The sequence below is a fragment of the Trinickia sp. genome, assembly GCF_051953955.1.
Classification (GTDB): Bacteria; Pseudomonadota; Gammaproteobacteria; order Burkholderiales; family Burkholderiaceae; genus Trinickia.
Window position 1 is genome coordinate 15434 of sequence record NZ_JBQCIF010000027.1, and the last position, 26515, is coordinate 41948.

General features: G+C 65.9%; 26 protein-coding genes and 1 pseudogene. 17 read left to right on the forward strand and 10 right to left on the reverse strand.

What is annotated here, in order from left to right; translation table 11 throughout:
- Window positions 1-120: 120 nt before the first annotated feature.
- The 5 genes and pseudogenes from metH to ACTHNZ_RS05640 all read right to left on the reverse strand — a co-directional run.
- Window positions 121-2844, reverse strand: a pseudogene (gene metH, locus ACTHNZ_RS05620) (methionine synthase); the annotation flags it as partial.
- A 50-nt stretch (window positions 2845-2894) separates the two neighbouring features.
- A complete protein-coding gene (locus ACTHNZ_RS05625) occupies window positions 2895-3962 on the reverse strand; it encodes a homocysteine S-methyltransferase family protein (RefSeq protein WP_440541513.1) in 1068 nt (355 codons plus the stop codon).
- 187 nt (window positions 3963-4149) lie between these two features.
- On the reverse strand, window positions 4150-4407 hold the full coding sequence (locus ACTHNZ_RS05630) for a BTH_I0359 family protein (RefSeq protein ID WP_440541514.1): 258 nt from the start codon (window positions 4405-4407) through the stop codon (window positions 4150-4152).
- Between the two features lie 318 nt (window positions 4408-4725).
- Window positions 4726-5991 (reverse strand): DUF3108 domain-containing protein, encoded by a 1266-nt coding sequence (locus ACTHNZ_RS05635; RefSeq protein ID WP_440541515.1) that lies wholly within the window; start codon window positions 5989-5991, stop codon window positions 4726-4728.
- A gap of 150 nt (window positions 5992-6141) precedes the next feature.
- On the reverse strand, window positions 6142-7017 hold the full coding sequence (locus ACTHNZ_RS05640; protein WP_440541516.1) for an IclR family transcriptional regulator: 876 nt from the start codon (window positions 7015-7017) through the stop codon (window positions 6142-6144).
- 174 nt (window positions 7018-7191) lie between these two features.
- Between ACTHNZ_RS05640 and ACTHNZ_RS05645 the strand changes: the two genes are divergently transcribed.
- From ACTHNZ_RS05645 to rfaE2, 6 genes are all read left to right on the forward strand, one after another.
- Complete coding sequence (locus ACTHNZ_RS05645; protein ID WP_440541517.1) at window positions 7192-8184, forward strand: fumarylacetoacetate hydrolase family protein; 993 nt, start codon at window positions 7192-7194, stop codon at window positions 8182-8184.
- Between the two features lie 116 nt (window positions 8185-8300).
- A complete protein-coding gene (locus ACTHNZ_RS05650) occupies window positions 8301-9149 on the forward strand; it encodes an enoyl-CoA hydratase/isomerase family protein (RefSeq protein WP_440541518.1) in 849 nt (282 codons plus the stop codon).
- A 69-nt stretch (window positions 9150-9218) separates the two neighbouring features.
- The gene (locus ACTHNZ_RS05655) at window positions 9219-10028 is read left to right on the forward strand and encodes a PhaM family polyhydroxyalkanoate granule multifunctional regulatory protein (RefSeq protein WP_440541519.1); all 810 of its coding nucleotides are present in this window, start codon (window positions 9219-9221) and stop codon (window positions 10026-10028) included.
- A gap of 88 nt (window positions 10029-10116) precedes the next feature.
- Window positions 10117-11337 (forward strand): patatin-like phospholipase family protein, encoded by a 1221-nt coding sequence (locus tag ACTHNZ_RS05660; protein ID WP_440541535.1) that lies wholly within the window; start codon window positions 10117-10119, stop codon window positions 11335-11337.
- Window positions 11338-11748: 411 nt separating this feature from the next.
- Entirely contained in the window at window positions 11749-12612 is an 864-nt protein-coding gene (locus ACTHNZ_RS05665; RefSeq protein ID WP_440541536.1) for a ferritin-like domain-containing protein, read from the forward strand.
- Window positions 12613-12736: 124 nt separating this feature from the next.
- Window positions 12737-13237: a D-glycero-beta-D-manno-heptose 1-phosphate adenylyltransferase gene (gene rfaE2 / locus ACTHNZ_RS05670; RefSeq protein ID WP_440541520.1), complete on the forward strand. Its 501-nt coding sequence runs from the start codon at window positions 12737-12739 to the stop codon at window positions 13235-13237.
- Window positions 13238-13366: 129 nt separating this feature from the next.
- Here rfaE2 and ACTHNZ_RS05675 read toward each other — a convergent pair whose 3' ends face one another.
- From ACTHNZ_RS05675 to ACTHNZ_RS05685, 3 genes are read right to left on the reverse strand one after another with little or no spacing between them, the layout of a single operon-like run.
- The gene (locus tag ACTHNZ_RS05675) at window positions 13367-13606 is read right to left on the reverse strand and encodes a hypothetical protein (protein ID WP_440541521.1); all 240 of its coding nucleotides are present in this window, start codon (window positions 13604-13606) and stop codon (window positions 13367-13369) included.
- Between the two features lie 19 nt (window positions 13607-13625).
- Window positions 13626-14528 (reverse strand): type III pantothenate kinase, encoded by a 903-nt coding sequence (locus tag ACTHNZ_RS05680; RefSeq protein WP_440541522.1) that lies wholly within the window; start codon window positions 14526-14528, stop codon window positions 13626-13628.
- On the reverse strand, window positions 14525-15451 hold the full coding sequence (locus ACTHNZ_RS05685; RefSeq protein ID WP_440541523.1) for a biotin--[acetyl-CoA-carboxylase] ligase: 927 nt from the start codon (window positions 15449-15451) through the stop codon (window positions 14525-14527). The genes ACTHNZ_RS05680 and ACTHNZ_RS05685 overlap by 4 nt, the downstream gene beginning before the upstream one ends.
- 168 nt (window positions 15452-15619) lie before the next feature.
- Between ACTHNZ_RS05685 and ACTHNZ_RS05690 the strand changes: the two genes are divergently transcribed.
- The 8 genes from ACTHNZ_RS05690 (at window position 15620) to ACTHNZ_RS05725 (ending at window position 22679) form a co-directional block, all read left to right on the forward strand.
- Complete coding sequence (locus ACTHNZ_RS05690; RefSeq protein WP_440541537.1) at window positions 15620-16753, forward strand: MlaE family ABC transporter permease; 1134 nt, start codon at window positions 15620-15622, stop codon at window positions 16751-16753.
- Window positions 16750-17628: an ABC transporter ATP-binding protein gene (locus tag ACTHNZ_RS05695; RefSeq protein ID WP_440541524.1), complete on the forward strand. Its 879-nt coding sequence runs from the start codon at window positions 16750-16752 to the stop codon at window positions 17626-17628. The genes ACTHNZ_RS05690 and ACTHNZ_RS05695 overlap by 4 nt, the downstream gene beginning before the upstream one ends.
- 93 nt (window positions 17629-17721) lie before the next feature.
- Window positions 17722-18693 carry an MlaD family protein gene (locus ACTHNZ_RS05700; RefSeq protein ID WP_440541525.1) on the forward strand — a complete coding sequence of 324 codons (972 nt, stop codon included), beginning with the start codon at window positions 17722-17724 and terminating at the stop codon, window positions 18691-18693.
- 101 nt (window positions 18694-18794) lie between these two features.
- The gene (locus ACTHNZ_RS05705; protein WP_440541538.1) at window positions 18795-19439 is read left to right on the forward strand and encodes an ABC-type transport auxiliary lipoprotein family protein; all 645 of its coding nucleotides are present in this window, start codon (window positions 18795-18797) and stop codon (window positions 19437-19439) included.
- 286 nt (window positions 19440-19725) lie between these two features.
- Complete coding sequence (locus ACTHNZ_RS05710; protein ID WP_440541526.1) at window positions 19726-20067, forward strand: (2Fe-2S) ferredoxin domain-containing protein; 342 nt, start codon at window positions 19726-19728, stop codon at window positions 20065-20067.
- 28 nt (window positions 20068-20095) lie between these two features.
- Window positions 20096-20725 carry an alpha/beta hydrolase gene (locus ACTHNZ_RS05715; protein ID WP_440541527.1) on the forward strand — a complete coding sequence of 210 codons (630 nt, stop codon included), beginning with the start codon at window positions 20096-20098 and terminating at the stop codon, window positions 20723-20725.
- A gap of 428 nt (window positions 20726-21153) precedes the next feature.
- Entirely contained in the window at window positions 21154-22392 is a 1239-nt protein-coding gene (locus ACTHNZ_RS05720) for a D-alanyl-D-alanine carboxypeptidase family protein (protein ID WP_440541528.1), read from the forward strand.
- Window positions 22393-22409: 17 nt separating this feature from the next.
- Entirely contained in the window at window positions 22410-22679 is a 270-nt protein-coding gene (locus ACTHNZ_RS05725; RefSeq protein WP_440541529.1) for a DUF493 family protein, read from the forward strand.
- On the opposite strand, the gene ACTHNZ_RS05730 is transcribed toward ACTHNZ_RS05725, so the two are convergent.
- Complete coding sequence (locus ACTHNZ_RS05730; RefSeq protein ID WP_440541530.1) at window positions 22645-23577, reverse strand: transcriptional regulator GcvA; 933 nt, start codon at window positions 23575-23577, stop codon at window positions 22645-22647. The two genes, ACTHNZ_RS05725 and ACTHNZ_RS05730, sit on opposite strands and share 35 nt — an antisense overlap.
- A gap of 112 nt (window positions 23578-23689) precedes the next feature.
- On the opposite strand from ACTHNZ_RS05730, the gene ACTHNZ_RS05735 reads away from it, so the two are divergent.
- The 3 genes from ACTHNZ_RS05735 (at window position 23690) to lipA (ending at window position 25903) form a co-directional block, all read left to right on the forward strand.
- Window positions 23690-24013, forward strand: a complete 324-nt coding sequence (locus tag ACTHNZ_RS05735) for a DUF2917 domain-containing protein (protein WP_440541531.1) — start codon at window positions 23690-23692, stop codon at window positions 24011-24013.
- 89 nt (window positions 24014-24102) lie between these two features.
- Complete coding sequence (lipB, locus tag ACTHNZ_RS05740) at window positions 24103-24903, forward strand: lipoyl(octanoyl) transferase LipB (protein WP_440541532.1); 801 nt, start codon at window positions 24103-24105, stop codon at window positions 24901-24903.
- Window positions 24896-25903, forward strand: a complete 1008-nt coding sequence (lipA, locus tag ACTHNZ_RS05745) for a lipoyl synthase (protein WP_440541533.1) — start codon at window positions 24896-24898, stop codon at window positions 25901-25903. Before lipB ends, lipA begins: the two co-directional genes overlap by 8 nt.
- Before the next feature lie 151 nt (window positions 25904-26054).
- Here lipA and ACTHNZ_RS05750 read toward each other — a convergent pair.
- On the reverse strand, window positions 26055-26515 hold a 461-nt coding region (locus ACTHNZ_RS05750; RefSeq protein ID WP_440541534.1), incomplete at its 5' end, for an AAA family ATPase.

A 26515-nucleotide genomic window follows, 5' to 3' on the forward strand; every position in this document is an offset into this window, starting at 1 on the left:
GCACCGTAAGCGTTGCCGCTTTGATCAGAAAAAAGCCCGGTTCACGCGCAGTGGCGTGAACCGGGCTTTTGCATTGTGTCGCGTCCGTTGGCGGCGGGCGTTCGTCCGATGGGATGGGGCTCAGAGCAGCGGTGCCAGCGCACGCTCAGCATCGGACATCGCAATGGCGTTGCGCTTCGCGAAGTCTTCCACTTGATCGCGGCCGATCTTGCCGACCGAGAAGTAGCGGCTTTCCGGATGCGCGATGTAAAAGCCCGAGACGCTCGCCGCTGGCAGCATCGCAAGCGATTCGGTCACCGTCATTCCGACTTCGTCGGCCTTGAGCGCGGCGAACAGATCGCGCTTGACCAGATGGTCGGGGCAGGCCGGGTAGCCGGGGGCCGGACGGATGCCGGCATATTGCTCGGCGATCAGTGCGTCGTTGTCGAGCGTCTCGTCCTTCGCATAGCCCCAGAACTCGCGCCGCACGCGCGCGTGCATCGCTTCGGCGAACGCTTCGGCCAAGCGATCGGCGAGCGCCTTGAACATGATCGCGCTGTAATCGTCGAGATCGGCCAGGAATTGCTTTTCCTTCGCCTCGACGCCGAGCCCGGCCGTCACGGCGAACATGCCGATGTAATCGGCCACGCCAGAGTCCTTGGGCGCGATGAAGTCGGCGAGCGAGCGATTCGGCCGCATCACGCCGTCCACGACGGGACGCACGCTTTGCTGGCGCAGGTTGTGCCAAGTGAGCGCCACCTGCGTGCGCGAGTCGTCCGTGTAGATCTCGATGTCGTCGCCGCCGACCGTGTTCGCGGGCAGCAGCGCGATCACGCCGCTCGCCGTCAGCCAGCGGCCCGTGATCAGGCGCGCGAGCATCGATTTGGCGTCGGAGAACACGCGCCGCGCCGATTCGCCGACGATTTCGTCATTGAGAATAGCGGGATACGGACCGGCGAGGTCCCATGTTTGAAAGAGCGGCCCCCAGTCGATGTACTGGGCCAACTCGTTCAGATCATAGTTCCTGAACACGCGGCGGCCGATGAACGCGGGCTTCGCGGGCCGATAGGCGGCCCAATCGATCTTGGCTTTATTGGCGCGCGCCTCGCTCAGCGTCACCATCGGCTGCGCCTTCTTGTTCGCGTGCTGCTGGCGGATGCGGTCGTACTCGGACTTCAGGTCGTCTAGATACTTCGCCGCGCCTTCGTCGGAGAGCAAATTCGAGGCGACCGATACCGAGCGCGACGCGTCGGGCACATAAACGACGGGCCCTTCGTAGTGCGGTGCGATCTTGACGGCGGTATGCACGCGAGAAGTCGTCGCGCCGCCGATCAAGAGCGGAATCTTCTTGATGCGGAAGTATTCGTCGCGCTGCATTTCCGAGGCCACGTAGGCCATCTCCTCGAGGCTCGGCGTGATGAGCCCCGACAAGCCGACGATGTCCGCGCCTTCGACCTTCGCTTTGGCGAGGATCTCGTTGCACGGGACCATGACGCCCATGTTGACGACTTCGAAGTTGTTGCACTGGAGCACGACCGAGACGATGTTCTTGCCGATGTCGTGGACGTCGCCCTTCACGGTGGCGATGACGATCTTGCCCTTCGCGCGCACGTCGCCGCCTGCTTCTGCGAGCTTCTTCTTTTCCTCTTCGATGAACGGAATCAAATGCGCGACCGCTTGCTTCATCACGCGTGCCGATTTGACCACCTGCGGCAGGAACATCTTGCCCTGGCCGAACAAGTCGCCGACGATGTTCATGCCGTCCATCAGCGGCCCTTCGATCACGTTGATCGGCCGTCCGCCCGCCGCGTGAATCTTTTGGCGTGCTTCTTCCGTATCTTCGACGATGAAGTTCGTGATGCCGTGCACGAGCGCGTGGGCAAGCCGCGCCTCGACGCCTTGATTACGCCATTCGAGGTTCTCTTCCTTCTTGGCCGCACCCGTCTTGAACTTGTCGGCGATCTCGAGCAGGCGGTCGGTGCCATCGGCGCGACGGTTAAGGATCACGTCCTCCACGCGCTCGCGCAGCTCGGTGTCGAGGTCGGCGTAGACGCCGAGCTGGCCGGCATTGACGATGCCCATGTCCATCCCGGCTTGAATCGCGTGATAGAGGAACACCGTATGAATCGCTTCGCGCACCGGGTCGTTGCCGCGGAACGAGAACGAGACGTTCGACACGCCCCCGCTCACTTTTGCGTAGGGCAGGTTCTGCTTGATCCAGCGCGTGGCCTCGATGAAATCGACGGCGTAGTTGTTGTGCTCCTCGATGCCCGTCGCGATCGCGAAGATGTTCGGGTCGAAGATGATGTCTTCGGGCTCGAAGCCCACTTCGTCGACGAGGATGCGGTACGAACGCGCGCAGATCTGAGTCTTGCGCTCGAACGTATCGGCCTGGCCCGTTTCGTCGAACGCCATGACGACGGCCGCGGCGCCATAGCGGCGAATGAGCCGTGCATGATGGCGGAATGCGTCTTCGCCTTCCTTCAGCGAGATCGAGTTGACGATCGCCTTGCCCTGCACGCATTTGAGGCCGGCCTCGATCACCTCCCACTTCGACGAGTCGATCATGATCGGCACGCGGGCGATGTCGGGCTCCGACGCGATCAGATTCAGAAAGCGCACCATGGCCGCTTTCGAATCGAGCATCGCTTCGTCCATGTTGATGTCGATGATCTGCGCGCCGTTCTCGACTTGCTGGCGCGCAACGGCGAGCGCTTCGTCGAACTGGCCGTTCAGGATCATGCGCGCGAACGCCTTCGAGCCCGTGACGTTCGTGCGTTCGCCGACGTTGATGAAGAGCGCGCCAGCGGCGACGTTAAACGGCTCGAGGCCGGCAAGGCGCATCATGTGTTCGGTCATGGTTGTCGTCGATGGATGGCGTTAGCGCGGGACAAAGCTGCGGCGGTGCGCCTGCATCAAGCCGCGTCGCGATAGTTTGCCCACGCGCGCGGCTTCACGCCGCTCAGCGCTTTGGCGATTGCCGCAATGTGCTCCGGGGTCGTGCCGCAGCAGCCGCCCGCGAGATTCACGAGCCCCGCCTGCGCGAATTCCTTCAACTGCCGAGACGTGTCCTCAGGCATTTCGTCGAAGCCTGTGTCGCTCATGGGGTTCGGCAGGCCGGCGTTCGGGTAGCACGACACGTAGGTATCGCAAAGCTTGGCGAGCTCGGCGATGTACGGGCGCATCAACGCGGCGCCGAGCGCGCAATTCAGGCCGAACGTCAGCGGCTTCGCATGGCGCAGCGAATTCCAGAACGCTTCGACCGTCTGCCCCGAGAGGATACGGCCCGAGGCGTCGGTCACGGTGCCCGAAATCATGACGGGCAGCACTTCACCCGTGTGCTCGAACAGCTCGTCGAGCGCGAACAGGGCGGCCTTCGCGTTCAGCGTGTCGAAAATCGTCTCGACGAGGAACAGGTCCGCACCGCCGTCGAGCAGCGCTTGCGCCTGCTCGTAGTACGACGCGCGCAACTCGTCGAACGTCACGTTGCGCGCGCCGGGATCGTTCACGTCGGGCGAGATGCTCGCCGTTTTCGGCGTCGGCCCGATCGCGCCCGCGACGAAGCGCGGCTTGTCGGGCGTCGAATATTTGTCGCAGGCCGCGCGCGCGAGCTTGGCCGATTCGAGATTCATCTCGCGCACGATCGACTCCATCCCGTAGTCGGCCTGAGCCACCGTGGTGGCGCCGAACGTGTTCGTTTCGATGATGTCGGCGCCTGCGGCCAGATACTGCTCGTGAATCTCCCCGATGATTTGCGGCTGCGTAATCGAGAGCAACTCATTGTTGCCCTTCACGTCGCGTCCGAAATCCTTGAAGCGCTCGCCCCGATAGCGCGCTTCGTCGAGCTTGTAGCGCTGGATCATCGTGCCCATCGCACCGTCCAGGATCATGATGCGCGAGGCGAGCAGCGCGGGCAGCGCTGCGCCTCGCGTGTAATGCGTGCCGGTGGCGGGCGATGGGGCGGAAGCGGCGGGCGGATTCATGGCGAGCGGGCTCGGTGCGTAATCGGGGAAGCTCGTATTGTAGCGGCTGCCGCGCCCGCCTGCCGGAGCGGGCAGCCGCAGCTCGTATCGCAGCCGTATCACAGCCCGCCTGAGCAAAAGAAAACCCCATCCGGCACGCCGGACGGGGCTCGATGAAGATGCCGTGCCGCCTCGCGGCTTGGGTGCGTCAGTGAAGCACGACGGGCTGCGTCATGAGGCTGTCGAATTGGCCGAGAAATTCGTCGACTTCGTCGAGCGTGGGTTCTTCCTCGATCAGCTTGCGGACGTGTTCGCGGAACTGTGCCGCCATTGCGCCGTCGATGAAGATCTCGCGCTGCGTATTCTTGTCCACGATTTCGTAGCCGCCTGCGTTCATCGCCAGGTGGTCCACTTGCGGTGCGAACTCGACGACACAATAGTTAGGGCTGTTGTAGATCATTTGCATGGCGACACTCCTTATTCCGATTGGCTCCTGGCCGTTTTCCGCCCAGTACGTGGAGCGCGTTGCATGGAATTTCAAGGGGTGGGGCTTAAACGGCGCTTAAAACGGGTTGGAACATTGCTACTAAATGTTCGCGCGCCCGTTCGTCACGTATCTCAGCGCTTCGCCTTCGATATTCGCGCCGTCAACCTGCACCGATGTCCCTACGTGCACCTGTAAGTTAGACCCCAACCATGCAAAACGTTCGAGCGGCAAGGGAAAACATCGAGGATCGTCCGTGTGCCTCGATACACCTGATAACGGCACGCGCGGGCGGCTGATTTAGGGGTGCTCGCGCGCCGGCCCGTTCGCCGCCGCTCCTCGCTCGGCCTTCGGGGCATCGGACGAGTCATCCGGTGTCTTACCCGTCTCCGACGCATTTTCCGCGCCCGGTGCCGGAGCCCGGAGCGGTCCGCGCCACAACAGCTCGATTTGCGAGCCGTTCGGCTCGGTCTGTACGATCCGCGCGGGCAGCCAGCCGAGCGAGGGCGCCAGCCAGACGTCGATCCGACGCCGATCCCCTTCGTGCCGCGGCAATCTCATGAAGTGGCGCGCTTCGATATAGCCTTCGGGCGTCTGGATCGATTCGTCGCCGATCGTTTCGATCGGCCAAAGCTCGCCGCTATCGTTGTCGGCCACGTAAAACGCCCGGGTCACGCCGCTGCGGTAGGCTGCAGGATCGCCGCGCACGAGGCTTGCGAGTTGCATCACCATGCTGAAGCGATCTTGCGCGCCATCGGGCAGCGCAAGCGTCGTGCTCGTTCTCGAGAAGCCGATGCGCTTGGCCGCACGGTCGAACGTCGTAACGTCTTCGGGGCGGCGCCCACGCTTTTCGACGTAGCGCTCGGGGGCCAGGCCGAACGCGTCGATGCGGCCGTCGCTTTCGTAAGAGAACGTGCCCACGAACGGCAGGGGCACGGACACGACCATTTCGTATCCGTTGCCGTCGCTCGACCAGTGGATCGTCCCTGGCGCGTTTTCCACTCCGTTGTAAAACGTGTTGTAGTGCAGGTCGCCCGACGGGGGTACCGAGAAGCGAACGCCCGCTTGCGCGGTGCTCGCTTGTGCGGGCGCCGCGGCTGCGGAAGCGCCCGCCGCGCTCGAAGCCCGTTCGGCGGGTGTCGCCGCGTCGCCGGCTTCGCTTGCTGCTTCGGCGGCTTCGGCATTTTCGGCCTTGCCGGCCTTTTCCGCGGGATCGGAGGGGGCGTGCCTGGGCGTCAGCGCATGGAGGACCGGCACTTGCCCATCGGCGTGCCCAGTGGCTGCCGATCGAGCGGGCGCAGCAGGGCGGCGCGGCGCCGCGCGCGCCGTGTCCCGCGCGATAGGCTGCGGCGTCAGCAGCGCCACTTGCACGGGCGGCTCCACCTTCTCTTGCGCGAACATGTCGCGATGCCGCGCGAACCAAAGGACGCCCATGCCGTGCAATGCCATGGCGGCGGCCAGCGCCGCGCCCCAGCGCCACGCACGGCGGCGCGTCCCGCGGGCGGCGGGTCCGACATGGGGGGCGGCGGAACAGAGCGAGGACGACATGGCGGTGTGTTCGATCATCGGTCGAGCGATGACCTTTGAAGCGGTGAAACGACGGAACGTGGGCGCAAAGGCAAACGAAAAACACGGCCAAGCTTGCATGATGCCCGCAAACGGAGCGGCGCGCTGACGCAGGGCGAAACGCCTCGATCCGCCAATCGTTACAGCGGGTTACCGCGGCGTCCCGCTGAAGCCGAGCTCGTAGGAAAGCTTTTCCGCGCACGCTTTGAGCGCGACGGCGATTTCGCCATCCCAAGACAGATCGAATGCGCCTTCGTGTCCGAGCGCGATCAGTCCGAGCGCGAGATCACCCGAGGCATCGAATACCGGCATGCAAAAAGCGTGAATCGTCGGGAGCAGCATGCCCGCCACGCGCGCGGCGCCGTGCGCGCGCACCTCGCTCAGCACGCGTTCGAGCGCAGCTTCGCTGCGCGGCCCCGTCGCATGCGCGGAGCGCCGCGAATCGGTCAGTTCACGCTCGATCATCGCCTGAGTCTTGCCGCGCGGAAGGTAGGCGGCGAACAGCAACCCCGTGGCCGAGCCGAGCAACGGCATGACGTCGCCGAGCTTGAGCGACGCTTTCGCCGGGTGGCTCGACTCCGTCCAATGGACGACGGTCGGCCCGAGGTTACCCCAGACGGCGATGCCGACCGTCACGTCGAGCCGATCGCGCAGCTCGCCGAGCGCGAGCCGAGCGAGCTTGACGCCGTCCACGCGCGCGAGCCGCGCGAGCCCCATCTGCAGCGCGAAGCCGCCGAGCTCGTAACGGCCCGAGACCGGGTCCTGCGCCACGAGGCCCAGGCGCAGGAAGCTCACGAGGTAACGATGCGCCTTCGCGGGGCTCATCTGCGCGCGCTTGGCGAGATCGCGCAACATCATCGCGCGCGGTTCGCTCGTCAGCACCTCGAGCAGGCGAAAGCCGACTTCGATCGACTGAATCCCCAAGCGCACCTTCTCCTCGCCGTCGGCGGCTTCGTCGAGCGCGTCGGCCGATTCGGCGAGCGCGGGATCGAGCGTGTCGGGGGAGGGGGCGTGATTGGCGGACATGGGCGAGCAGTGCAGTGAATGACAACGGCCGAAGGCGGCGTGAACGAGGGGGGCGGTGCAGGCCCTATCGACGGCGTGCGAGGGGCAACGCGCAAGGGCGAACCGCGCCGCGTGTTCACCATCGTAAAATAGATTCCTTTCATCGTCATCCCACTACGGCTTCGATCCTCGCCAATGAAACTTGCCACGCTCAAAGACGGTTCACGCGACGGTCAGCTGATCGTCGTCTCGCGCGATCTGCGCACGGCCGCCATCGCCGACGGGATTGCGCCGACGCTGCAGCGCGCGCTCGACGACTGGCCGTTTTACGCACCGCAGCTAGCGGATGTCTACGATGCGCTCAACCAAGGCCGCGCTCGCCATGCTTTCGCGTTCGAGGCGAAGGACTGCATGGCGCCGCTGCCGCGCGCGTTCCAATGGGCGGACGGCTCCGCCTACGTCAATCACGTCGAGCTCGTTCGCCGCGCGCGCGGTGCCGAGATGCCGCCCGAGTTCTGGACCGATCCGCTGATGTACCAAGGCGGCAGCGACGACTTTCTCGGGGCGCACGACGACATCGTCTGCGCCTCGGAGGCGTTCGGCATCGACTTCGAGGCAGAGCTTGCCGTCGTCACGTCCGACGTGCCGATGGCCACGACGCCCGAGGCGGCGCTCAAGGCCGTGCGCTTGCTGATGCTCGTCAACGACGTTTCGCTGCGCAACCTGATTCCGGCCGAGCTCGCGAAAGGCTTCGGCTTTTTTCAGAGCAAGCCCGCCACGGCGTTCTCGCCCGTTGCCGTGACGCCCGACGAGCTCGGCGAGCATTGGCGCGGGGGCCGCGTCGAGCGGCCGATGATCGTTCATTGGAACGGCAAGAAGGTGGGGCAGCCCGATGCCGGTGTCGACATGGTGTTCCACTTCGGCCAGCTCATCGCGCACGCCGCGAAAACGCGCAACCTGCGCGCCGGCTCGATCGTCGGCTCGGGCACCGTCTCGAACAAGGACGAAAAACGCGGCTACTGCTGCATTGCCGAAAAGCGCTGTCTGGAGACGATCGCGCACGGCGCGCCGCAAACGGAGTTCATGAAGTTCGGCGATACGGTCAAGATCGAAATGTTCGACGAGTCCGGCAAGTCGATCTTCGGGGCGATCGAGCAGTCGATCGCCCCGCTGGAGCACACGCGGTGACGCACGGCGGCGCGCCGGGTTTGGCCTGATGCCGGGTCGCTTCGGCGGGCCTACACTGACGATGGGCGGCGCCGCGGCGCGCCGTCGACTACCCCTTGGTGCAGGAGCCGACCCGGATGACCGACACGACCCCTCTCGACGACTTGGCTCTCTACGCGCATTACCGCTCGCTGCGTTTGCGGCGCCACCCGCATGGCGTGCTCGAAGTCGTCATGAGCGGGGAGGGGATGAACAAGAGCGCGCTGGCGGCGGCCGACGAGCGCATGCATGGCGAGCTGGCCGAGATTTGGCGTGACGTCGATCGCGACCCGGCCACACGCGTCGCGGTGATTCGCGGCGAGGGCAAGGGCTTTTCGGCGGGCGGCGACTTGGGCCTCGTCGAGCAAATGGCCGATCGCTTCGACGTGCGCTCGCGCGTGTGGCGCGAGGCGCGCGATCTCGTGTACAACGTCATCAACTGCAGCAAGCCGATCGTGTCGGCGATGCATGGCCCGGCCGTCGGCGCGGGGCTCGTGGCCGGCTTGCTGGCCGACGTCTCGATCGCGGCGAACGACGCGCGGATCATCGACGGGCACACGCGCTTGGGCGTCGCGGCCGGCGATCATGCGGCCATCGTTTGGCCGCTGCTGTGCGGCATGGCAAAGGCTAAGTACCACCTGCTGCTGTGCGAGCCCGTGAGCGGAGCCGAAGCCGAGCGGATCGGGCTCGTCTCGCTGGCCGTCGACGCGGCCGACCTCGTGCCGAAGGCATTCGAGGTGGCGACGCGGCTTGCTCAAGGCTCGCAAAGCGCGATCCGCTGGACGAAATACGCGCTCAACAATTGGCTGCGCATGGCGGGGCCCACGTTCGATACGTCGCTTGCGCTCGAATTCATGGGCTTCTCGGGGCCGGACGTGCGCGAAGGCATTCGTTCGCTGCGCGAACGGCGTGCGCCCGATTTCCCCGGCGGCGATGGATTTTCCTGACCGAGCACGACTCGGAGCATCTTCCCGGATTCTCGTCTTCCTCGCTTTACTCTATCGAAGGAGCACTCGATGACCGATACCTCCGGCGGCAAACCGCCATTCCCGGGCTTTCCTGGTTTTCCGCCCGCCGAGATGCTCGACAACATGTGGGACATGATGCGTCTCACGCCGTTCGGCGCGGCGTTCCCGGGCATGCAGCCGGGTAGCGCGCAGGGCTTCGGCGCGCCGCTGGCCGCGATGTCGGACATGATGTCGCCGCTCATGAACGTCGAAGAGCTCGATAAGCGCATCACCGATCTGCGCGCCGTCGAGCAATGGCTCAAGCTCAATTTGAACATGCTGCAGTCGGCTATCCAGGCGCTCGAAGTCCAGCGCGCGACACTCTCGACGCTGCGTGCGTTCGGCGCGTTCGCGCAGGCCTCGATGACGCAGAGCGCGCAAGACACCGGGGCGGCGAGCACGCAAGCATCGTCGCCGTGGGGCACTTGGGCGAGCTCTTCGCCGGCGGAGCGCAATGATGCGGGCACCGGCGAGAGCGGCAGCGGCAACGCCGGCGTGGCCGACGACGCGCCAGGCAGCGCCGCGCCGTCCGATGCGCAAGAGGGCGCGCCCGGCGGCGCCGCATTCGATCCGTCGGGCTGGTGGAATCTGCTGCAGTCGCAATTCAATCAGCTCGCCGCGTTTGCGATGACGCAGCCCGGCGCATCCGATACGTCGAATGCATCGGATGCATCCGGCGGCGATGCCGATGCCAAGCCTGCGTCGCCGAAGAAGGCGGGCACCGCCGGCTCGCCGAACACCAAGGCCGCGGCCAAGCGCCCGCCGGCTCGCAAGAGCGCGTCGGGATCGGCCGCAGGCGCCACGCGCGGGGAAAAATGACGTCCCGCGATCGGTGTTTGGGGCGTCGCGCGTTGCGGTTGGCGAACGCGCGGCGCGCTTGCTCAACTCTCATTCTTGGTTGCTCGCCGTGCGGCTTGCGTTGGTCTTGATGGGGGGCGGCGCGCGCGCCGCATACCAGGTGGGAGCGCTCAAGGCGCTCGGGCAAATTGCGCAAGAGGCGGCACCGCTCGCGCGCGTGTCGCCGTTCACGATCGTCTGCGGGACCTCGGCCGGCGCGATCAATGCAGCGTCGATCGCGAGCCATGCCGACGATTTCGCGCTCGGCGTGAGCCGGCTCATCGACTTTTGGTCGCATATCCGCGCACAGCAGGTCTATCGCACGGACTGGCGCGGCGTGGCGGCGGCCGGCGCGCGCTGGCTCGCGACGATGAGCTTCGGCTGGGCGGTGCGGCGCTCGCCGCGCGCACTGTTCGACAACAGCCCGCTTGCCGCGCTGTTGCACGGCGCGCTCGACTTCGCGCGCATTGCCGACATGCTCGATGCGCATGCGCTGCACGCGCTGTCGATCACGGCGCTCAGTTATTCGAGCGGCCGGCATTTGACGTTCTACCAAGCGGAGGAGCCGATCCAGTCGTGGCGGCGTGCACAGCGCGGCGCACGGATGGTGTCGCTCACGCCCGCGCATCTGCTCGCTTCGGCCGCGATTCCTTTTCTCTTTCCGGCGGTGCCGCTCGAGCTCGACGGCTGCACCGAATACTTCGGCGACGGCTCGATTCGGCAAATCGCGCCGCTGAGCCCCGCCATCCATTTCGGCGCGCAGCGCATCGTCGTGCTCGGCGCGGCGACGCCGCGGCCCGAGGTGCCGGCCGCGGCCGGCCTCGAAAGCGGCTATCCCTCGCTGGCCCAGATCGGGCAGCAAGTGATGGCCAGCGTTTTTCTCGACTCGATCGGTGCCGACATCGAGCGCATCGAGCACATCAACCGCATGATTCGCCACTTGCCGCAGCAGGTGGAGCCCGAGAGCGGCTGGCGTCACGTCGACGTGCTTCCGATCGCGCCGAGCGAGCGCATCGAGCTCATCGCCGTGCGGCACCTCAAGCGCTTGCCGTTGACGGTGCGGGGGCTGCTCGGCGCCGTCGGCGGCAATCGAGCCGCGGGCGCGTCGTTCGCGAGCTACCTGCTGTTCGAGGCCGAATTCGCGAACGAGTTGATCGAACTCGGCTTTCGAGACACGCTGGCGCAGCGGGAGCGCCTGGCCGAATGGATCCGTACGGCGCTGACCGACGATAAAGCGGTGGGCGCCGGGAGCGCTTCGGTCGGCGTAGAGGCGCCGCGCGCCGGCCGCTGAGCGTGGGCTGCGGCACTATCCGCGCACCGTTGCGGCAACGCGTCGCGCTTTTCCCGAGGCGGCTGTTGCGCGGGCGGCGCATGCTATCATTTCAAAGATTACGCTCCGTGGGCGAACAGTGAATAATCATGATTGCGGCACGCCTGCCGCCGTCCGCCGGAGTCGATAAGGGGCTCGGCGCGATGCGCGGCGCCGCGTTCGATCATCGTCCGGGGGCGCTTCGCGCCGGCCGATGCCTCCACGCGCGGACGTTCCGCCGCCTCGCCGGCCTTGAGTTGGGTCAATGAACGGGCGTAATCGCAGCGTAAAATTGTGTGCTTTTCGCCTCGCCGGCGCGATCTGCGATCGCCCCTGAAGGCAATCGTCATACCAGTTGGAATGGGCAGACCTGGGGTGGGACCTATGAACACCATGCTTTATCCGGAACTTTACAAATCGCTCGAATCGGTCCGATGGGACATGGAGAAGGACATTCCCTGGGACAAGTTCGACGCCTCGCTGCTGACTGACGAGCAAGCGACGACGATCAAGATGAACGCGATCACGGAGTGGTCGGCGCTGCCGGCGACGGAGATGTTCCTGCGCGACAACCATCACGACAGTGACTTCTCGGCGTTCATGAGCGTTTGGTTCTTCGAGGAACAAAAGCATTCGCTCGTTCTAATGGAGTATCTGCGCCGCTTCAAGCCCGAGATGGTGCCGACGGAAGCGGAGCTGCACGCGGTGCGCTTCGAATTCGATCCGGCGCCGCCGCTGGAGACGCTGATGCTGCATTTCTGCGGCGAGATTCGTCTGAACCACTGGTATCGCCGTGCCGCCGAATGGCACACGGAGCCCGTGATCAAGCACATCTATGAAACGATTTCGCGCGATGAGGCGCGCCATGGCGGCGCCTATCTGCGCTACATGAAGAAGGCGCTGAACAATTGCGGCGACGTCGCGCGCGCGGCGTTCTCGAAAATCGGCGTCCTGATGGCATCGGCGCGCCGCACGGAAAAGCCGCTGCACCCCACGAACCTGCACGTCAATCGCGATTTGTTCCCGCGCGACACGATCCAATCGCGGCTGCCCGATCCCGAATGGCTCGAGCGCTGGCTCGACGAGCAGATTCGCTTCGACGACGGGTGGGAGAAGAAGGTCGTCGAGCGGATCTTGCACAACTTGTCGCTGCTGTTCGAGCGCACGTTCACGACGGCGCAGGAACTGAACCGCTACCGCAAGGAAGTCTCGGCGCGCGTGCAAGGCCCGGGTTCGGCCGAGCATCAGGCGGCCTGACGCAGCCGATCGCATCGGCAGGCCCGTCGGGGCGAGAGGCGCCGCTTCTCGAGCCGGCGGGCTTTTTCCATTCAAGACACCCTCATGGCGCGGCACGGTTCGCGCCGATCGGATGGCGCTCTCCATGTCCCCTTCCCCTGTTCCGTTCGAACGTAAGATCGTCACGCGCGAGGCGCTGGCGGCGCGGCGCGAGACGCTTGCCGCTCCCGTCGTGTTCACGAACGGCGTGTTCGACATCCTGCATCGAGGTCATGTCACCTACCTCGCTCGGGCGAAGGCGCTCGGGGCGAGCCTCATCGTCGGCGTCAACAGCGACGCGTCCGTGCGCACGCTCGGCAAAGGCGACGACCGGCCGATCAATTGCCAGGACGACCGGATGGCGCTGCTGGCTTCGCTCGAATGTGTCGACTGGGTCGTCGGATTCGACGAGCAAACGCCCGTCGAGCTGATTCGCGCGTTGCGCCCCGACGTGCTCGTCAAGGGTGGCGACTACGATATGGATGCGCTGCCCGAATCGGCGCTCGTCCGTGGCTGGGGCGGGCACGCGATCGCAATCGCGTTCGAGCACGAGCGCTCGACGACTGCGCTGCTGAAGAAGGTGCGCTCGCAAGCGGGCAGCGCGTAGGCGGGCCCGGCATGGCGGGGCGGCCTCGGAGAATGGGCGAGGCTCGGACGACTCACGAAGCAATCTAACCGAGCCCGTATCGTTTCTTCAACGCCGGCTGCAGGCTGACAGCCGATCCCGAGCGGCCCGCTATCCGCCGAGCGGAGCGGTGTGGATGGACGGCATGGGGTCCGGCAGGCCGACGACGGCTTGCTCGGCGGCCTGCGCCTCCGAAATGGGCCGAGCGTTCAGCCACTCGGGATGGACTTGCCGCTCGAGATGATGCGGTTCCCGGTCGCCCGCGGCCGGCAGCGGCCCGAGCATGCCGCTCGCAAGGCCGAATGCGATCAGATTGGCGAGAAACAAAATAGCGATCAGCCAACGCAACATCGTCACGTCTCCTTATCGTTCACAGTCTCGATCGAACTCTAGCAACGGTTTCATCCTCGGCCGCGATCAGCGCGAGCCCCGATAGCACGAGGGTATCGTGGCGCGTGTAAGGCACGTCGAGCGCGCCGGCCACGTCATCGGCCGCGCCGCCGCCGACGACGAGACGCACCGGCGCCCCCCAAGCGCGGCCGAGCTCTCGCCACGCCCGTTCGATGAGCCCCGCCTGCGCGAGCAGCGAGCCCGCGGTGATCGCATGGCGCGTATCGGCCGCGAACCAATGCCGCGCGAGCGCATCGCCGACCAGCGTGCGGACCGAATCGACGGCCAGAATCGGCAACTGCGCCGTATGCTCGCCGAGCGAGCGCATCATCAGCGACCATCCCGGCGAGATCATGCCGCCGACGAAGTGGCCGTCGGCGGTCAGCGCTTCGAGCGTCGTCGCGGTGCCGAGCGTCGCGATCAAGAGCGGCTCGCCCGGAAACGCCGCGCGCGCGCCGATGAGGCCAGCCCAGCGGTCGCTGCCGAGCCGCTCGGGCGCGCCATAGCCGTTGACGACGCCGCACTGCCGCTCGCGTGCGCGCACGACCGTGCGCGGCAACCCCGGCCAATGCGTTTCCAGCGACGCGGCGAGCCGCTCGCCGACGGCTTCCCCCGCGACGTTCGAAATCCAGGCTCCGACCGGTGCCGGAAGCTCCGCCCACGCGGTATGCGCGTCCGCGTCCGCCTCGGGAGGCGCCACCGCGTGTGCCGAACCTGCCGAACTTGTGGAGCGTGGCGAATGCGCCGAATCGTCGATGGGCTCGGCACCCGGCCCATGCGCGAAGGCGCCGCTGCGCAGCAAAGCACCTTGTCGATCGGCGAGCGCCCATTTCACGCGGCTGTTGCCGGCGTCGATCAGCAGGAACGGCGCACGCCCGCTCATGGCGCGTTGTCGCCGGCGAGCCGCAGCGAGACGTCGCCTGTCGCGATCGCCTGCATGCCGCGGCCGGTCGAGAGCAGCAATTGCCCCAAGCCGTCCACGCCCGTCGCGACGCCGCGCGCGATCTCCTCGCCTTTCTCGATCAGCACGACCTCCCTGTCCGCGTAGGCGTGATATGTGTTCCAGCGCTCGGCGAACGGCGCGAACCCGTACGAGCCGAAGCGCTCGATCATTTCCGTCAGCGCTTTGACGGTCACCGCCAGTGTGTCGGTCAGATTCGCGTTCGGCAGCGCCTGCGAGAGGGCGGCCGGCGGCGTCGCACGCGCCTGCGCGGGCACCGTTGCCGCGGCGGCTGCGAGCTCCGCTTCGAGCGCTTCGTCGTGGCGCACGTTGATGCCCACGCCGATGACGACGGCGCTGGCGTGCGCCGTGCTCCAGGCCGTCTCGATCAGGATGCCGACGAGCTTGCGTCCGTCGAGCAGCACGTCGTTCGGCCATTTGAGCGCGAATCGGGCCGCTTCCGCCGGGGCGAGGCACGCAAGTGCGTCGGCGACTGCGACCCCGGTGGCGAGACTGAGCCCGGCGAGCCCCGCGAGCGGACGCGGCAGCACGCAGGCGAGCGAGAACATCAGTGCGTGGCCCGGCGTGGCATGCCAGCTGCGGCCTTGCCGCCCACGCCCCGCTGTTTGCCGGTAGGCCGCGCGCACGGCATGCACGCCAAGCGCGGCGCGCTCGCGCGGCAGCGCCTTCATGCGAGCCATGAGGTCGGTGTTGGTCGAAGCCGTCTCGTCGACGATTTCGAGCGCCTCGGACGGAACCGCACCGGCGCCGCCCGCGCGTGCCCGTTCGCGATCGATGCGCCAGTCGTCCCCGCGGCCGTTCGGCGCCGCGGCGGAGTCCGGAGGAGGAAAAAGGGTATCGGTCATGGCCGTATTGTAGTGGCGCCGGCGCAAGGCGGCGCGGCAAACGTACGCGGCGATCGCGAGTGACCCCGTTCGCGGCAAGCGCGGGCGCCGTGGCCGCGATCAGGCCGGGATCGGGCCTACCCCGCTACAATGGCCGCAGTTCAGTTCATCGCGTGGGGCTTGCCTTCCTTGGACTTCGACACTCCGCCGCTCTTGCGCATCGAGACGAGCAGCCAGGGCTCGCTCGTCAGGCTGTCCGGGCAGTGGACGGCGCTGGCGCTGGCGCTCGCGCGCGATCGCGCCCGCACCGGTGCCCGCTCGCGCTTGGCCGCGCTCGCTCGCTCGGCTCCCGCGCAGTGGGACTTGTCGGCCGTCGAACGGATGGACCACGTCGGCGGGCAAGCGCTATGGCGCGTCTGGGGGCGCAAGTTGCCGGAGCGAATCGCGCTGACGGATACCCAGCGCGACATCTTCGCGCGCATCGCCTTGCTCGAAACGCAGCGGGAGAACCCCGAGCCCGTCGAACGGGTGGGATTCGTCACCGCGCTGGGCGGCTCGGTCTTGGGCTTTGCCGATCACGCATACGGCGGCTTGGCGATGTTCGGCCGCTTCGCGCTCGATGCGCTGGCCGTCGTGCGTCGTCCCGCGCGGGCGCCGTGGCTCGAGATCTCCGCGAACATCTACGGCGCGGGCGCGAAAGCGCTGCCGATCACGGCGCTCGTGGCGTTTCTGATCGGCGTCGTGCTCAGCTACTTGTCGGCGCAGCAACTGCAGCTGTTCGGCGCGAATCAATTCATCGTCAACATCCTCGGGCTCGCCGTGATTCGCGAGCTGGGTCCGGTGCTCGCGGCGATTCTCGTCGCGGGCCGGTCGGGATCGGCCATTACGGCGCAAATCGGCGTGATGCGCGTGACGGAAGAGCTCGATGCGATGCTCGTCATGGGCATCCCTCATGGTTTGCGCATCGTGCTGCCGCGCGTCGTTGCGCTGTCCGTGGCGATGCCGCTGCTCGTCATCTGGACGAACATCGTCGCATTGATCGGCGGCGCGCTTTCGGCGCAACTCGTGCTCGGCATCGACATCCTGTACTTCGTCCGAGCGTTGCCGAGCGTCGTGCCGATCGCCAACCTATGGATCGGGCTCGGCAAGGGCGTCGTATTCGGCATGCTGATCGCGCTGACGGCTTGTCACTTCGGCTTCAGGATCAAGCCGAACTCGCAGAGCCTCGGGACCGGCACCACGGCATCGGTCGTTTCTTCGATCACCATCGTCATCTTGGCGGACGCGGTGTTCGCCGTCATCTTTCAAAACGTCGGCCTATGAGCACGCCCCTCAAAGCAGCCGTGCGCAACTGCCCGCCGCCCACGATCGCCGAGCGCGTGATCGAGGTGCGCGATTTGACCAAGCGTTACGGCACCGTGCTCGTGCACGAGCATCTGGACTTCGACGTGCGGCGCGGCGAGATCGTCTCGATCGTCGGCGGCTCCGGTTCGGGCAAAACGACGCTGATCCGCCAGATTCTCGGTCTCGAGGCGCCGACGGCCGGCACCATCGAAGTGTTCGGGCGCGACACGGCGACGATCGACGAACATACGGCGCGCGTGATGCGCAGTCGCATGGGCATGCTGTTCCAGCAGGGGGCGTTGTTCTCCTCGATGTCGGTCTTCGACAACATCGCGCAGCCGATCCGCGAGCTCGGCCGCGTGCCGCCGCCGCTTTTGCACGATATCGTCATGCTCAAGCTCGAGATGGTCGGGCTGCCTTGCAAGCATGCGTCGAAGATGCCCGCGGCGCTCTCGGGCGGCATGATCAAGCGCGTCGGCATCGCGCGGGCGCTCGCGCTCGAGCCGGAGCTCCTGTTTCTCGACGAGCCGACGGCCGGCCTCGACCCCGAGGCATCGGAGGATTTCGTGGAATTGATCGCCACGCTGCACCGCGCACTCGGCTTGACCGTCGTCATGGTGACGCACGACCTCGACACGATGGCGTCGCTCTCGACGCGTGTGGCCGTCATCGCGGACCGGCGCGTGCTCGTCGCCGCGCCGATCGAGGAGGCGGCCGCCGTGGACCATCCGTTCATTCGCGAATTCTTCCTCGGCCGTCGCGGCCGGCGCGCGCTGCAGGCGCTGCCGCCCGAGCGCCGAGCCAAGCTGCCGCCGGCTGCGCTCGAGCCGGCGTCGGTCGAGGTGCCGCTGTGAGACGGCGGCGCACCGCCGCGCTTGTGCACGTTCGCAAGCGTGAAATCAGCGTGAGGGGGCCATGACCCGCACGCAACGACGGGACGAGGGCCAATGGAAAACAAATCGCATGCATTCTGGGCGGGACTCTTCACGATCGGGCTTGGGCTCGCGATTGCGCTCGCCGTGTTCTGGTTCAATCGCGATCGCAGCGTGCGGATACCGTACGATCTGATTTCGCACACGAACGTGACGGGGCTGTCCACGGACGCCGACGTCCGCTATCGTGGGCTCGAAGTCGGGAAAGTGCAGTCGATCCGCTTCGATCGGGCGCATCCGGGGACGATCGTCATTCGCATCCTCGTCGACAAGAACGCGCCGATCACGCGCTCGACGTTCGGCAGCCTCGGGCTGCAAGGCGTTACCGGCATAGCCTTCGTGCAGCTCGACGACACGGGCGCCGATCCGGCCCCCGTGGCGACCTCGGCGAAACACGTCGCTCAGTTGCCGATGCGTCCGGGCTTGCTCGATCAATTGCAACAGCGCGGGGATGCGCTGCTGCACGAGATGCAGAGCGTGGCCGGGCATGCCGACGCGATGCTGTCGGACCAAACGAGAGCGCAGTTGACGGCCACCGCCGTGAGCCTGCAGCGCGCGGCCGACGCGGTCACGCAGCTCGCGCAGGCCGTGCAGCCCGCGGCGACGCAGCTGCCGGCCGCGATGACCGAGCTTGCGCGCACGCTCGCTTCGACGAACGCGCTCGCGGCTCAGCTGTCTGCATCGAACGGGCCGCTCGTGTCGAACTTGAACAAGGTGGGTTCTGCCGCCGATCGTGCGGGCGGGGCGCTCGTGACGATGAATGCATCGCTCTCGGAGATGTCCGCGCGGCTCGGCTATGAGACGCTGCCGCGCGTGAATGCGCTCGCGACCGACATGAGCGGCGCCGCGCGGGCGTTCGATCGCGCCGCGAACGCGTTCAGCACGAGTCCGCGCAGCGTGTTGTTCGGGGTGGGTCGGGCGCAGCCCGGCCCGGGCGAGCCCGGCTTCGCGTGGCCCGAGCCCGCGGCCGCCGGCGCGCAGCATTGAATCAAGACGATGATGAAAAGGAAGCTTCGAGCATGACACGTTCATCCGATCCGGTCGCGCCCATGGCGGGGCGCGCGCGGCCTACAGGTGCGATGCCGAACATGCGGGTACCGCGCTCGCTCGCTCGCTTTTTGACGGTGACGGCCCGTGCGTGCGTAGCCGCCGGCTTGCTCGGCGCAATCGGCGCACTCAGCGGCTGCGCGTTCGGCACGCCGGCCGCGATCTCCAACATCCGCTACGACTTCGGCCCGCGGAAGACATCGGCCTACTCGGGCCCGTTGCCGGTGCTGCGGGTGTTCGACGTGCGGGCACCGGCCTCGCTCGACACGGACGACATCCTGTACCGCATGCGCTATGCGGACCCGCGCCGCACGGCGGCTTACGCGAACAGCCACTGGACGATGCGGCCGGCCCAGCTGCTGACCGAGCGCGTGCGCGGGGCGCTGGCAGCGCATGGAGCCGTGCTCGGCGGCGGCCAGGCCATGAGCGCGCCGCTGCTCACGATCGATCTCGAGCAGTTCGAGCAGGTGTTCGACAGCGAAAGCCAGAGCCAGGGCGTGTTGACGGCGCGCGCGACGCTGACGCGCGACGGCGCGCTGATCGCCCAGCAGACGTTCGTGGCCCGCGCCCCGGCGAGCATGCCGAACGCCGCGGGCGGCGTGCAAGCGCTGGCGGCTGCGAGCGACGAATTCGTGGCGCAACTCGTGGCATGGCTCGGCATGCAGACGGGTGCCGTCGTGCAATGAAGGGCGAGAGGCTCGGCGATGGTCGTCGGCAGCTGCGTCGACCGTTTCGGTATTCCCCTTTCGATATCCCCGTACCTGCCGGGCTTCGAGATCGCGGCGTTTATGCTTCCGATGCCGCCAGCGGTCGCCAGCGGCCGCGCGCGACGCTCGCTATAATCGGCCGATTTCCGTCATCCCACTCACCTCGGGTGCCGGCGCCCGTTCCCGCGTAATGCGCTTTCGTACCCATGCGCGATCGCGCGCGGCACGGTGCGGCGGCCCGGCTCACGATCCGAACGGCAAGACCATGGACTCCTTCTACAAGTACCACGTCTTTTTCTGCTTGAACCAGCGCGATCCGGGCGCCGAGCGGCCGAGTTGCGCGTTGCGATGCGACGCACAGAAGATGCTCGACCACACGAAGAAACGCGTGAAGAAGCTCGGCCTCGCGGGGCCGGGCAACGTGCGCATCAACAAGGCCGGCTGTCTCGACCGCTGCGAGCAGGGACCCGCGATCGTCGTCTATCCGGAAGGCACGTGGTACACCTATTTCGATGAAGCGGACCTCGACGAGATCGTCGATTCCCACTTGAAGGACGGCAAGATCGTCGAGCGTTTGCTGATCGACCAACCCGACCGGCCCGTCTGATGCGCCGAGTCTTTGCGCAGCGTCATCCATGAACGTTCACACGAAGAAGTTTCTGATCGACGGACCCGTCGGCAAGATCGAAGTCGCGCTCGATACGCCCGACGGCACACCGCGCGGCGTGGCGCTCGTCGCGCACCCGCATCCGCTGTTCGGCGGATCGATGGACAACAAGGTCGCGCAAACGCTCGCACGCACGCTCGTGCAATTGGGCTATGTGACGTATCGCTCGAATTTTCGCGGTGTGGGGCAGACCGAAGGCAAGTACGACGAGGGCGTGGGCGAGCGCGAGGATTTGCTCGCGCTGCTCACGCATATGCGCGAGCAGCCGGGGCAGGAATCCTTGCCGCTCGTGCTGGCCGGTTTTTCGTTCGGCACGGCCGTGATCTCGCATGTGGCACGCACGCTCGCCGAGCGCGGCGGCGAGAGCGTGGAGCGGATGGTGTTCGTCGGCACGGCCGCGAGCCGCTTCGACGTGGCGACGGTGCCCGAGAACACGCTCGTGATCCACGGCGAACAGGACGAGACGGTGCCGATCGGGTCGGTGTACGACTGGGCGCGGCCGCAAGAGTTGCCTGTCGTCGTCATCCCCGGTGCCGAGCATTTCCTGCATCGCAAGCTCCACATACTGAAACGCATCATCGTCGATGCCTGGCGCTGAACTCGCATTCGCCTGACACCAAGCTGACGAATCGGCTGACGAATCGCGTGAGCAGCGCGGCTGGCGCGCTGCGCCAGCCCGGTGCCGGCCTGCGTTGCCGTGCGCTTTAGGGAGGCCGGAGCGCATCGGCGCGAATCGAGAAAAAGCGCTTTTTCCTAGCGTTTCAGACGAGACGTGCCGCGTATAATGGGCGCAATTTTTTTCGCACCGCCCGTCAACGTCGCTCCGCCTGATTTCGGGCGGAACGCATGACGGCACGCCCGAGTGAATCGAGCGAACCGAATCGCGCGCCGCTGGTCGAACGGGCGCCGCGTTTGCGCGTCGCCCGTTCATCGTGCGCCGTGACGGGCGGCGAGAACCGCCGATCGGCGGCCCGCACTTCCCGATCGCGCGCCTGGCGCGCGGCGCTTTTCTGCACGAATCGATCTATGCGTTCTTCCTTGTTCTGCCTCCCGTCGTCCGTTTCGTCTTTCGCTCCTTCGTCCCTCGCTCGCTCCGCGCCAGTATGCGCATTGGCTGCCGCTGCGCTCATCGCCGGTGCGGCCTATGTGCCTGCCGCGCAAGCGCAGGTGCCGCCGCCGGCCGTGACCGCCAAGTCGTGGGTGCTCGTCGATGCCACGAGCAATCAAGTCCTCGCCTCGGGCAATGCCGACGAGCGCGTGGAACCCGCCTCGCTGACGAAGCTGATGACGGCCTATCTCGTCTTCGAAGCGCTGCAGACGAAGAAGATTTCGATGGACCAGGTCGTGACCCCGAGCGACGCCGTGCGCCGCGTGAAAAACGACGAGTCGCGCATGTTCATCGAGGCCGAGAAGCCCGTTACCGTGCACGATCTCGTCTACGGCATGATCATCCAGTCGGGCAACGACGCCGCGATCGCCCTGGCCGAGCTCGTCGGCGGCAGTGAAGCGCATTTCGTCGAGATGATGAACGCCGAAGCCCAGCGGCTCGGCATGAAGGGCACGCACTATGCCGACGTGAACGGCATGCCGTCCCCGGGGCACTACACGACCGCCGCCGATCTGGCGATTTTGTCGGCGCACCTCATTCGTGACTTCCCCGAGTACTACAACATCTTCTCGATCAAGGAATTCACGTACAACAAGATCAAGCAGCCGAATCGCAATCGCCTGCTCTGGATCGACCCGACCGTCGACGGCTTGAAGACGGGGCACACCCAAGCGGCCGGCTACTGCCTGATCGCCTCGGCGAAGCGTCCGTTGCCGGGCGTGCCCGATGCGTCGCGCCGTCTCGTCAGCGTGGTGATGGGCGAGGACAAAGAGCACGAGCGCGTGCAAGACAGCATGAAGATGCTGAACTACGGCTACTCGGCTTACGACACCGTGCGCTTGTTCCGGGCGAATCAGGCCGTGCAGACGCCGCGCGTCTACAAGGGGGCGTCCAATACCGTGCAGGTGGGCGTGAAGAGCGATCAGTACATCACCGTGCCGCGCGGCATGGGCGACAAGATCAAGCCGCAATTCGCGCTGAACGAGCCGCTCGTCGCGCCGCTCGCGAACGGCCAGCCGGTAGGAACGGTGCAAATCGTCGCCGACGGCAAGACGCTCACGCAGTTCCCCGTGGTTGCGCTGCAGGCCGTGCCGCAGGCCGGCATCGGTGGCCGCATTTGGGATTCGCTCTTGCTCATGTTCGGCAAGAAGAAGTGATGGAGGGAGGTGCGATCATGAGCCCGGTGAACGAGTCCTTATTCGAGTTTCCTTGCGACTTTCCGATCAAAGTCATGGGCAAGGCGCACCCCGATTTCACCGAGACGGTCGTGACCGTCGTGCGGCAGTTCGATCCCGGTTTCGACGTCTCCCGCGTGGAAACGCGGCCGTCGAGCGGCGGCAACTACACGGGGTTGACCGTGACGGTGCGCGCGCAAAGCCGCGAGCACCTCGACGACATCTATCGGGCGCTCACGGGGCACCCCATGGTGAAAGTCGTGCTGTGAACTGCGTGCGAAAGCGCTCGATCTCCTCGAGCAGCCACGTGCGAAAGGCCTGAACGCGGGCGCTCGCCAAGAGCGGCGGCGGGCAGACGAACCAATAGGACGACGTGCTTTTCGCGTCGATCTCGAACAAGCGCACGAGCCGCCCGGTGGCGATCTCGTGCGTCGCGATCGAGCGGCGCACGAGTGCGATGCCCTGCCCGTCGACGGCCGCTTGCAGCAGATTCGACGAATCCTGATAGAGCACGCCGCGGCGCGGCTCGGCCACGTTGCTCACGCCGGCCGCCTCGAACCATACCCGCCACATTTGATCATCCGAGCGCAGCAGCCTTGGCGATGCGGCCAACGCTGCCGGCGTCGCCGGCAACGCGCCGCCGTTGAACGTCGGGGCGCAGACGGGGAAAGCGACTTCGTCGAGCAGGGGCTCGACGTGCAGGTCCGGATAGGGGCCGGGACCGAAACGGATACCGATATCCACGTCTTCGCGCGCAAAATCGGTCAACGCGTTCGTCGACAACAGCTCCAAATCGAACTCCGGATGGCGCTCGATGAAGCCGCCGATGCGCGGTGTGATCCAGCGCGCGGAGAAAGAGGAGGCCGACGACACGACGAGCCGCCGCGCGCGTTGGCCCTCGCGCACCTCGCGCGTAGCGTCCGCGAGCGCGATCAGCGCGGCGCGCACGTCCTTCGCATAGCGGCATCCGACATCGGTGAGGCGGACGCGCTTGCCTTCGCGCGCGAACAGCGGGCTACCGAGTTCCTCCTCGAGCGCCCGGATCTGATGGCTGACGGCGCCGTGCGTGACGAACAGTTCGTCCGCCGCACGGGAAAAGCTTTCGTGGCGGGCGGCAGCCTCGAATGTCTTGAGGGCGTTCAGCGCTGGCAGTTGTCGTAGATTCACGGATGCACCATCTGTTAATTTTTCTCACAAGAGCGTGAGAATTGATCGTTTTGCGCAATGCCTTGTGACACATACGATTCTAGCCATGAAGCATTCTTTGGGTGGAACGATCATGAGACAAATTTCCTCAAGTATCACGTTCGAAGTCGCGCCGGGCGAAACGCTGCCGATGATGGTGGCCAAGAGCACGCGCCTGTCCGTGCATGGCGCGCCGGTGTGGGTCACGCGCAGCAACGACGTCGAAGACTACTGGCTCGAGCCCGGCCATTCGTTGCGCCTGCGCCAGGGGGAACGGCTGTGGCTCAGTACCGAAGGGCCGAGCACGGCGTGTGTCGCGTTCGTGGCGCCGCTCGCCCGCGCGGCCGTATTGACCGATCTTTCGCGGTCTTTGTCGGACTGGTGGGCTGCGCGCTGGGGCGGCTGGCGCACCGTCTGAGAGCAGCGGCATGCGCTGCCGGCCGCGCATGAGGCAGCGCGGCCCCGCTTGGGCGGGCCGGTCCCGATTCCGGTAAACTGGCGGCCATCATGTGTGCCGCATCGTCTGCATCGTCTCTTTCACCCGCGCCTGCGTCGCCGTCTTCCTCGGACGCGGCGGCGCCGGATGCCATCTTGAGCGGCGCGGTCGCGTTCGACGAGGCGCCGATCGATCTGGCGCCGATTGTCCGCTGGCGAGGCCTCGTGCCCTACGAAGTCAGCTTCGACGCGATGCGGGCCTTCACTGAAGCCCGCACCGGCGAAACCCCCGATGAAATCTGGCTCGTCGAGCACCCGCCCGTCTTCACGCTCGGGCAGGCCGGTAATCCGGCGCATTTGCTGGCGGCCGATCCGGCGATTCCCCTCGTCAAAGTCGATCGGGGCGGGCAAATCACGTATCACGGGCCCGGGCAGGTCGTCGCCTACCTGCTGCTCGATTTGCGCCGGCGCAAGCTGATGGTGCGTGAAATGGTCACGCTGATCGAGCAAGCCGTGATCGATACCCTCGCGGCGTATAATCTCGTCGGCGAGCGGCGGCCCGGTGCGCCCGGCATCTATGTGGCGCCGGGGGGGCTAGCGCTTGGGCACGAAGGCGCGAAAATCGCGGCCCTGGGCCTGAAGATCCGCAACGGATGCAGCTATCACGGCGTGAGCCTGAACGTGAGGATGGACTTGCGGCCGTTTCTCGCAATCAACCCTTGCGGCTACGCGGGGTTGGAAACGGTCGACATGGCGACGCTCGGCGTCGCCGCCGGCTGGAACGAAGTAGCCGAAACACTGGCGGCCCGGCTCGCCGCGAACCTCGGCGGCGCGCTGCGCGCACGCTCATCGACTGGATCACCGAATGACTGACGTTACCGCATCCCCGAGCGGCGCTTCCGACGCGCCGCAGTCCGCGACGCCTTACGATGCCACCGCCAAGCAAAAGGCGCAGGCGAAGACGGCGCGCATCCCGATCAAGATCGTGCCGATCGAAAAGCTGAAGAAGCCTGATTGGATCAGGGTGCGGGCGGCGACGGGCAATTCGCGGTTTTCCGAAATCAAGCAGATCCTGCGCGAGCACAATCTGCATACGGTATGCGAAGAGGCGAGTTGCCCGAACATCGGCGAATGTTTCGGCAAGGGCACGGCCACGTTCATGATCATGGGCGACAAATGCACGCGCCGCTGCCCGTTCTGCGACGTCGGCCACGGCCGTCCCGACCCGCTCGATACCGACGAGCCGTTGAACCTGGCGCGCACGATCGCGGCGCTCAAGCTCAAGTACGTGGTGATCACGAGCGTCGACCGCGACGATCTGCGCGATGGCGGCGCGGGGCATTTCGTCGAATGCATCCGGCAGGTGCGCGAGCATTCGCCGGCCACGCGCATCGAGATTCTGACGCCCGATTTCCGGGGCCGCCTCGATCGTGCGCTCGAGATTCTGAACGCGGCGCCGCCCGACGTCATGAACCACAACCTCGAGACGGTGCCGCGGCTATATAAAGAAGCGCGCCCCGGTTCCGACTACGCGCATTCGTTGAAACTGCTCAAGGATTTCAAGGCGCTGCATCCGGATGTCGCGACGAAGTCGGGCCTGATGGTGGGCTTGGGCGAGACGGAAGAAGAGATTTTGCAGGTGATGCGCGATCTGCGCGCGCACGACGTCGACATGCTGACGATCGGCCAATATCTGCAGCCTTCCGAGCACCACTTGCCCGTGCGGGCTTACGTGCATCCCGATACGTTCAAGATGTACGAGGAAGAGGCCTATAAGATGGGCTTCACGCATGCGGCCGTGGGCGCGATGGTGCGCTCGAGCTATCACGCCGACGTGCAGGCGCACGAGGCGGGGCTCGCTGTCGATCTTTAATTGCTGCCCGGCGGCGGCTAGCAGATATTGAGGCGGAAGGCAGGTGCGACGGCGTGCGGGCGTTGAGATGTGTGTTACTGAATCTGCTTGAACATCTCTTCGCCGTTGCCCTCTCTGTTCCAATGGTTGCCATCTAGATCAATCATACTTGTTACGGTTGCTCTAGGATGGAGCCGATGAACCGCTCGTGATCGTTAATTAATCGTCGGTATATAGCTACTTGGGGTAGCGAGTTGTACTCGGTCGCGCATAGCCCCGCCTCGCCTATTTCGTAGATGGTCGCACCGGGAATCGCCATTAGAATCGGTGAGTGCGTTGCGATCACGAATTGTGCACCCGCAGCCGTGAGATTTCTCACGTGGCTGATAACCTCCAGTTGCCTAGCAGGAGACAATGCTGCTTCTGGTTCGTCCATGATGTACAAGCCGTAAGACCTGAAGCGGTGCCTGAAGAGTTGGATGACCGACTGCCCGTGCGACAATTGGTGAAGTTCTCGACCGCCATATGCATGCCGAATCTCTGGATCGAAGCTCGGCTCCACATCGAGCTTCTTCATTTCCGTGGCAAAGTTGTAATAAGTCTCCGCACGGTAAAAGAAAATATCCCGGATTG

Bases quoted from the DNA above. Each gene is read 5' to 3' on its own strand.
- ACTHNZ_RS05695 (WP_440541524.1), top strand. From the start codon at position 16,750: ATGAGCACGCCCCTCAAAGCAGCCGTGCGCAACTGCCCGCCGCCCACG.
- ACTHNZ_RS05680 (WP_440541522.1), bottom strand. From the start codon at position 14,528: ATGAGCGGGCGTGCGCCGTTCCTGCTGATCGACGCCGGCAACAGCCGC.
- ACTHNZ_RS05710 (WP_440541526.1), top strand. From the start codon at position 19,726: ATGGACTCCTTCTACAAGTACCACGTCTTTTTCTGCTTGAACCAGCGC.
- ACTHNZ_RS05630 (WP_440541514.1), bottom strand. From the start codon at position 4,407: ATGCAAATGATCTACAACAGCCCTAACTATTGTGTCGTCGAGTTCGCA.
- ACTHNZ_RS05675 (WP_440541521.1), bottom strand. From the start codon at position 13,606: ATGTTGCGTTGGCTGATCGCTATTTTGTTTCTCGCCAATCTGATCGCA.
- ACTHNZ_RS05735 (WP_440541531.1), top strand. From the start codon at position 23,690: ATGAGACAAATTTCCTCAAGTATCACGTTCGAAGTCGCGCCGGGCGAA.
- ACTHNZ_RS05725 (WP_440541529.1), top strand. From the start codon at position 22,410: ATGAGCCCGGTGAACGAGTCCTTATTCGAGTTTCCTTGCGACTTTCCG.
- ACTHNZ_RS05685 (WP_440541523.1), bottom strand. From the start codon at position 15,451: ATGACCGATACCCTTTTTCCTCCTCCGGACTCCGCCGCGGCGCCGAAC.
- ACTHNZ_RS05665 (WP_440541536.1), top strand. From the start codon at position 11,749: ATGCTTTATCCGGAACTTTACAAATCGCTCGAATCGGTCCGATGGGAC.
- ACTHNZ_RS05645 (WP_440541517.1), top strand. From the start codon at position 7,192: ATGAAACTTGCCACGCTCAAAGACGGTTCACGCGACGGTCAGCTGATC.
- ACTHNZ_RS05700 (WP_440541525.1), top strand. From the start codon at position 17,722: ATGGAAAACAAATCGCATGCATTCTGGGCGGGACTCTTCACGATCGGG.
- ACTHNZ_RS05650 (WP_440541518.1), top strand. From the start codon at position 8,301: ATGACCGACACGACCCCTCTCGACGACTTGGCTCTCTACGCGCATTAC.
- lipB (WP_440541532.1), top strand. From the start codon at position 24,103: ATGTGTGCCGCATCGTCTGCATCGTCTCTTTCACCCGCGCCTGCGTCG.
- rfaE2 (WP_440541520.1), top strand. From the start codon at position 12,737: ATGTCCCCTTCCCCTGTTCCGTTCGAACGTAAGATCGTCACGCGCGAG.
- ACTHNZ_RS05655 (WP_440541519.1), top strand. From the start codon at position 9,219: ATGACCGATACCTCCGGCGGCAAACCGCCATTCCCGGGCTTTCCTGGT.
- ACTHNZ_RS05720 (WP_440541528.1), top strand. From the start codon at position 21,154: ATGCGTTCTTCCTTGTTCTGCCTCCCGTCGTCCGTTTCGTCTTTCGCT.
- ACTHNZ_RS05715 (WP_440541527.1), top strand. From the start codon at position 20,096: ATGAACGTTCACACGAAGAAGTTTCTGATCGACGGACCCGTCGGCAAG.
- lipA (WP_440541533.1), top strand. From the start codon at position 24,896: ATGACTGACGTTACCGCATCCCCGAGCGGCGCTTCCGACGCGCCGCAG.
- ACTHNZ_RS05640 (WP_440541516.1), bottom strand. From the start codon at position 7,017: ATGTCCGCCAATCACGCCCCCTCCCCCGACACGCTCGATCCCGCGCTC.
- ACTHNZ_RS05625 (WP_440541513.1), bottom strand. From the start codon at position 3,962: ATGAATCCGCCCGCCGCTTCCGCCCCATCGCCCGCCACCGGCACGCAT.
- ACTHNZ_RS05635 (WP_440541515.1), bottom strand. From the start codon at position 5,991: ATGATCGAACACACCGCCATGTCGTCCTCGCTCTGTTCCGCCGCCCCC.
- ACTHNZ_RS05705 (WP_440541538.1), top strand. From the start codon at position 18,795: ATGCGGGTACCGCGCTCGCTCGCTCGCTTTTTGACGGTGACGGCCCGT.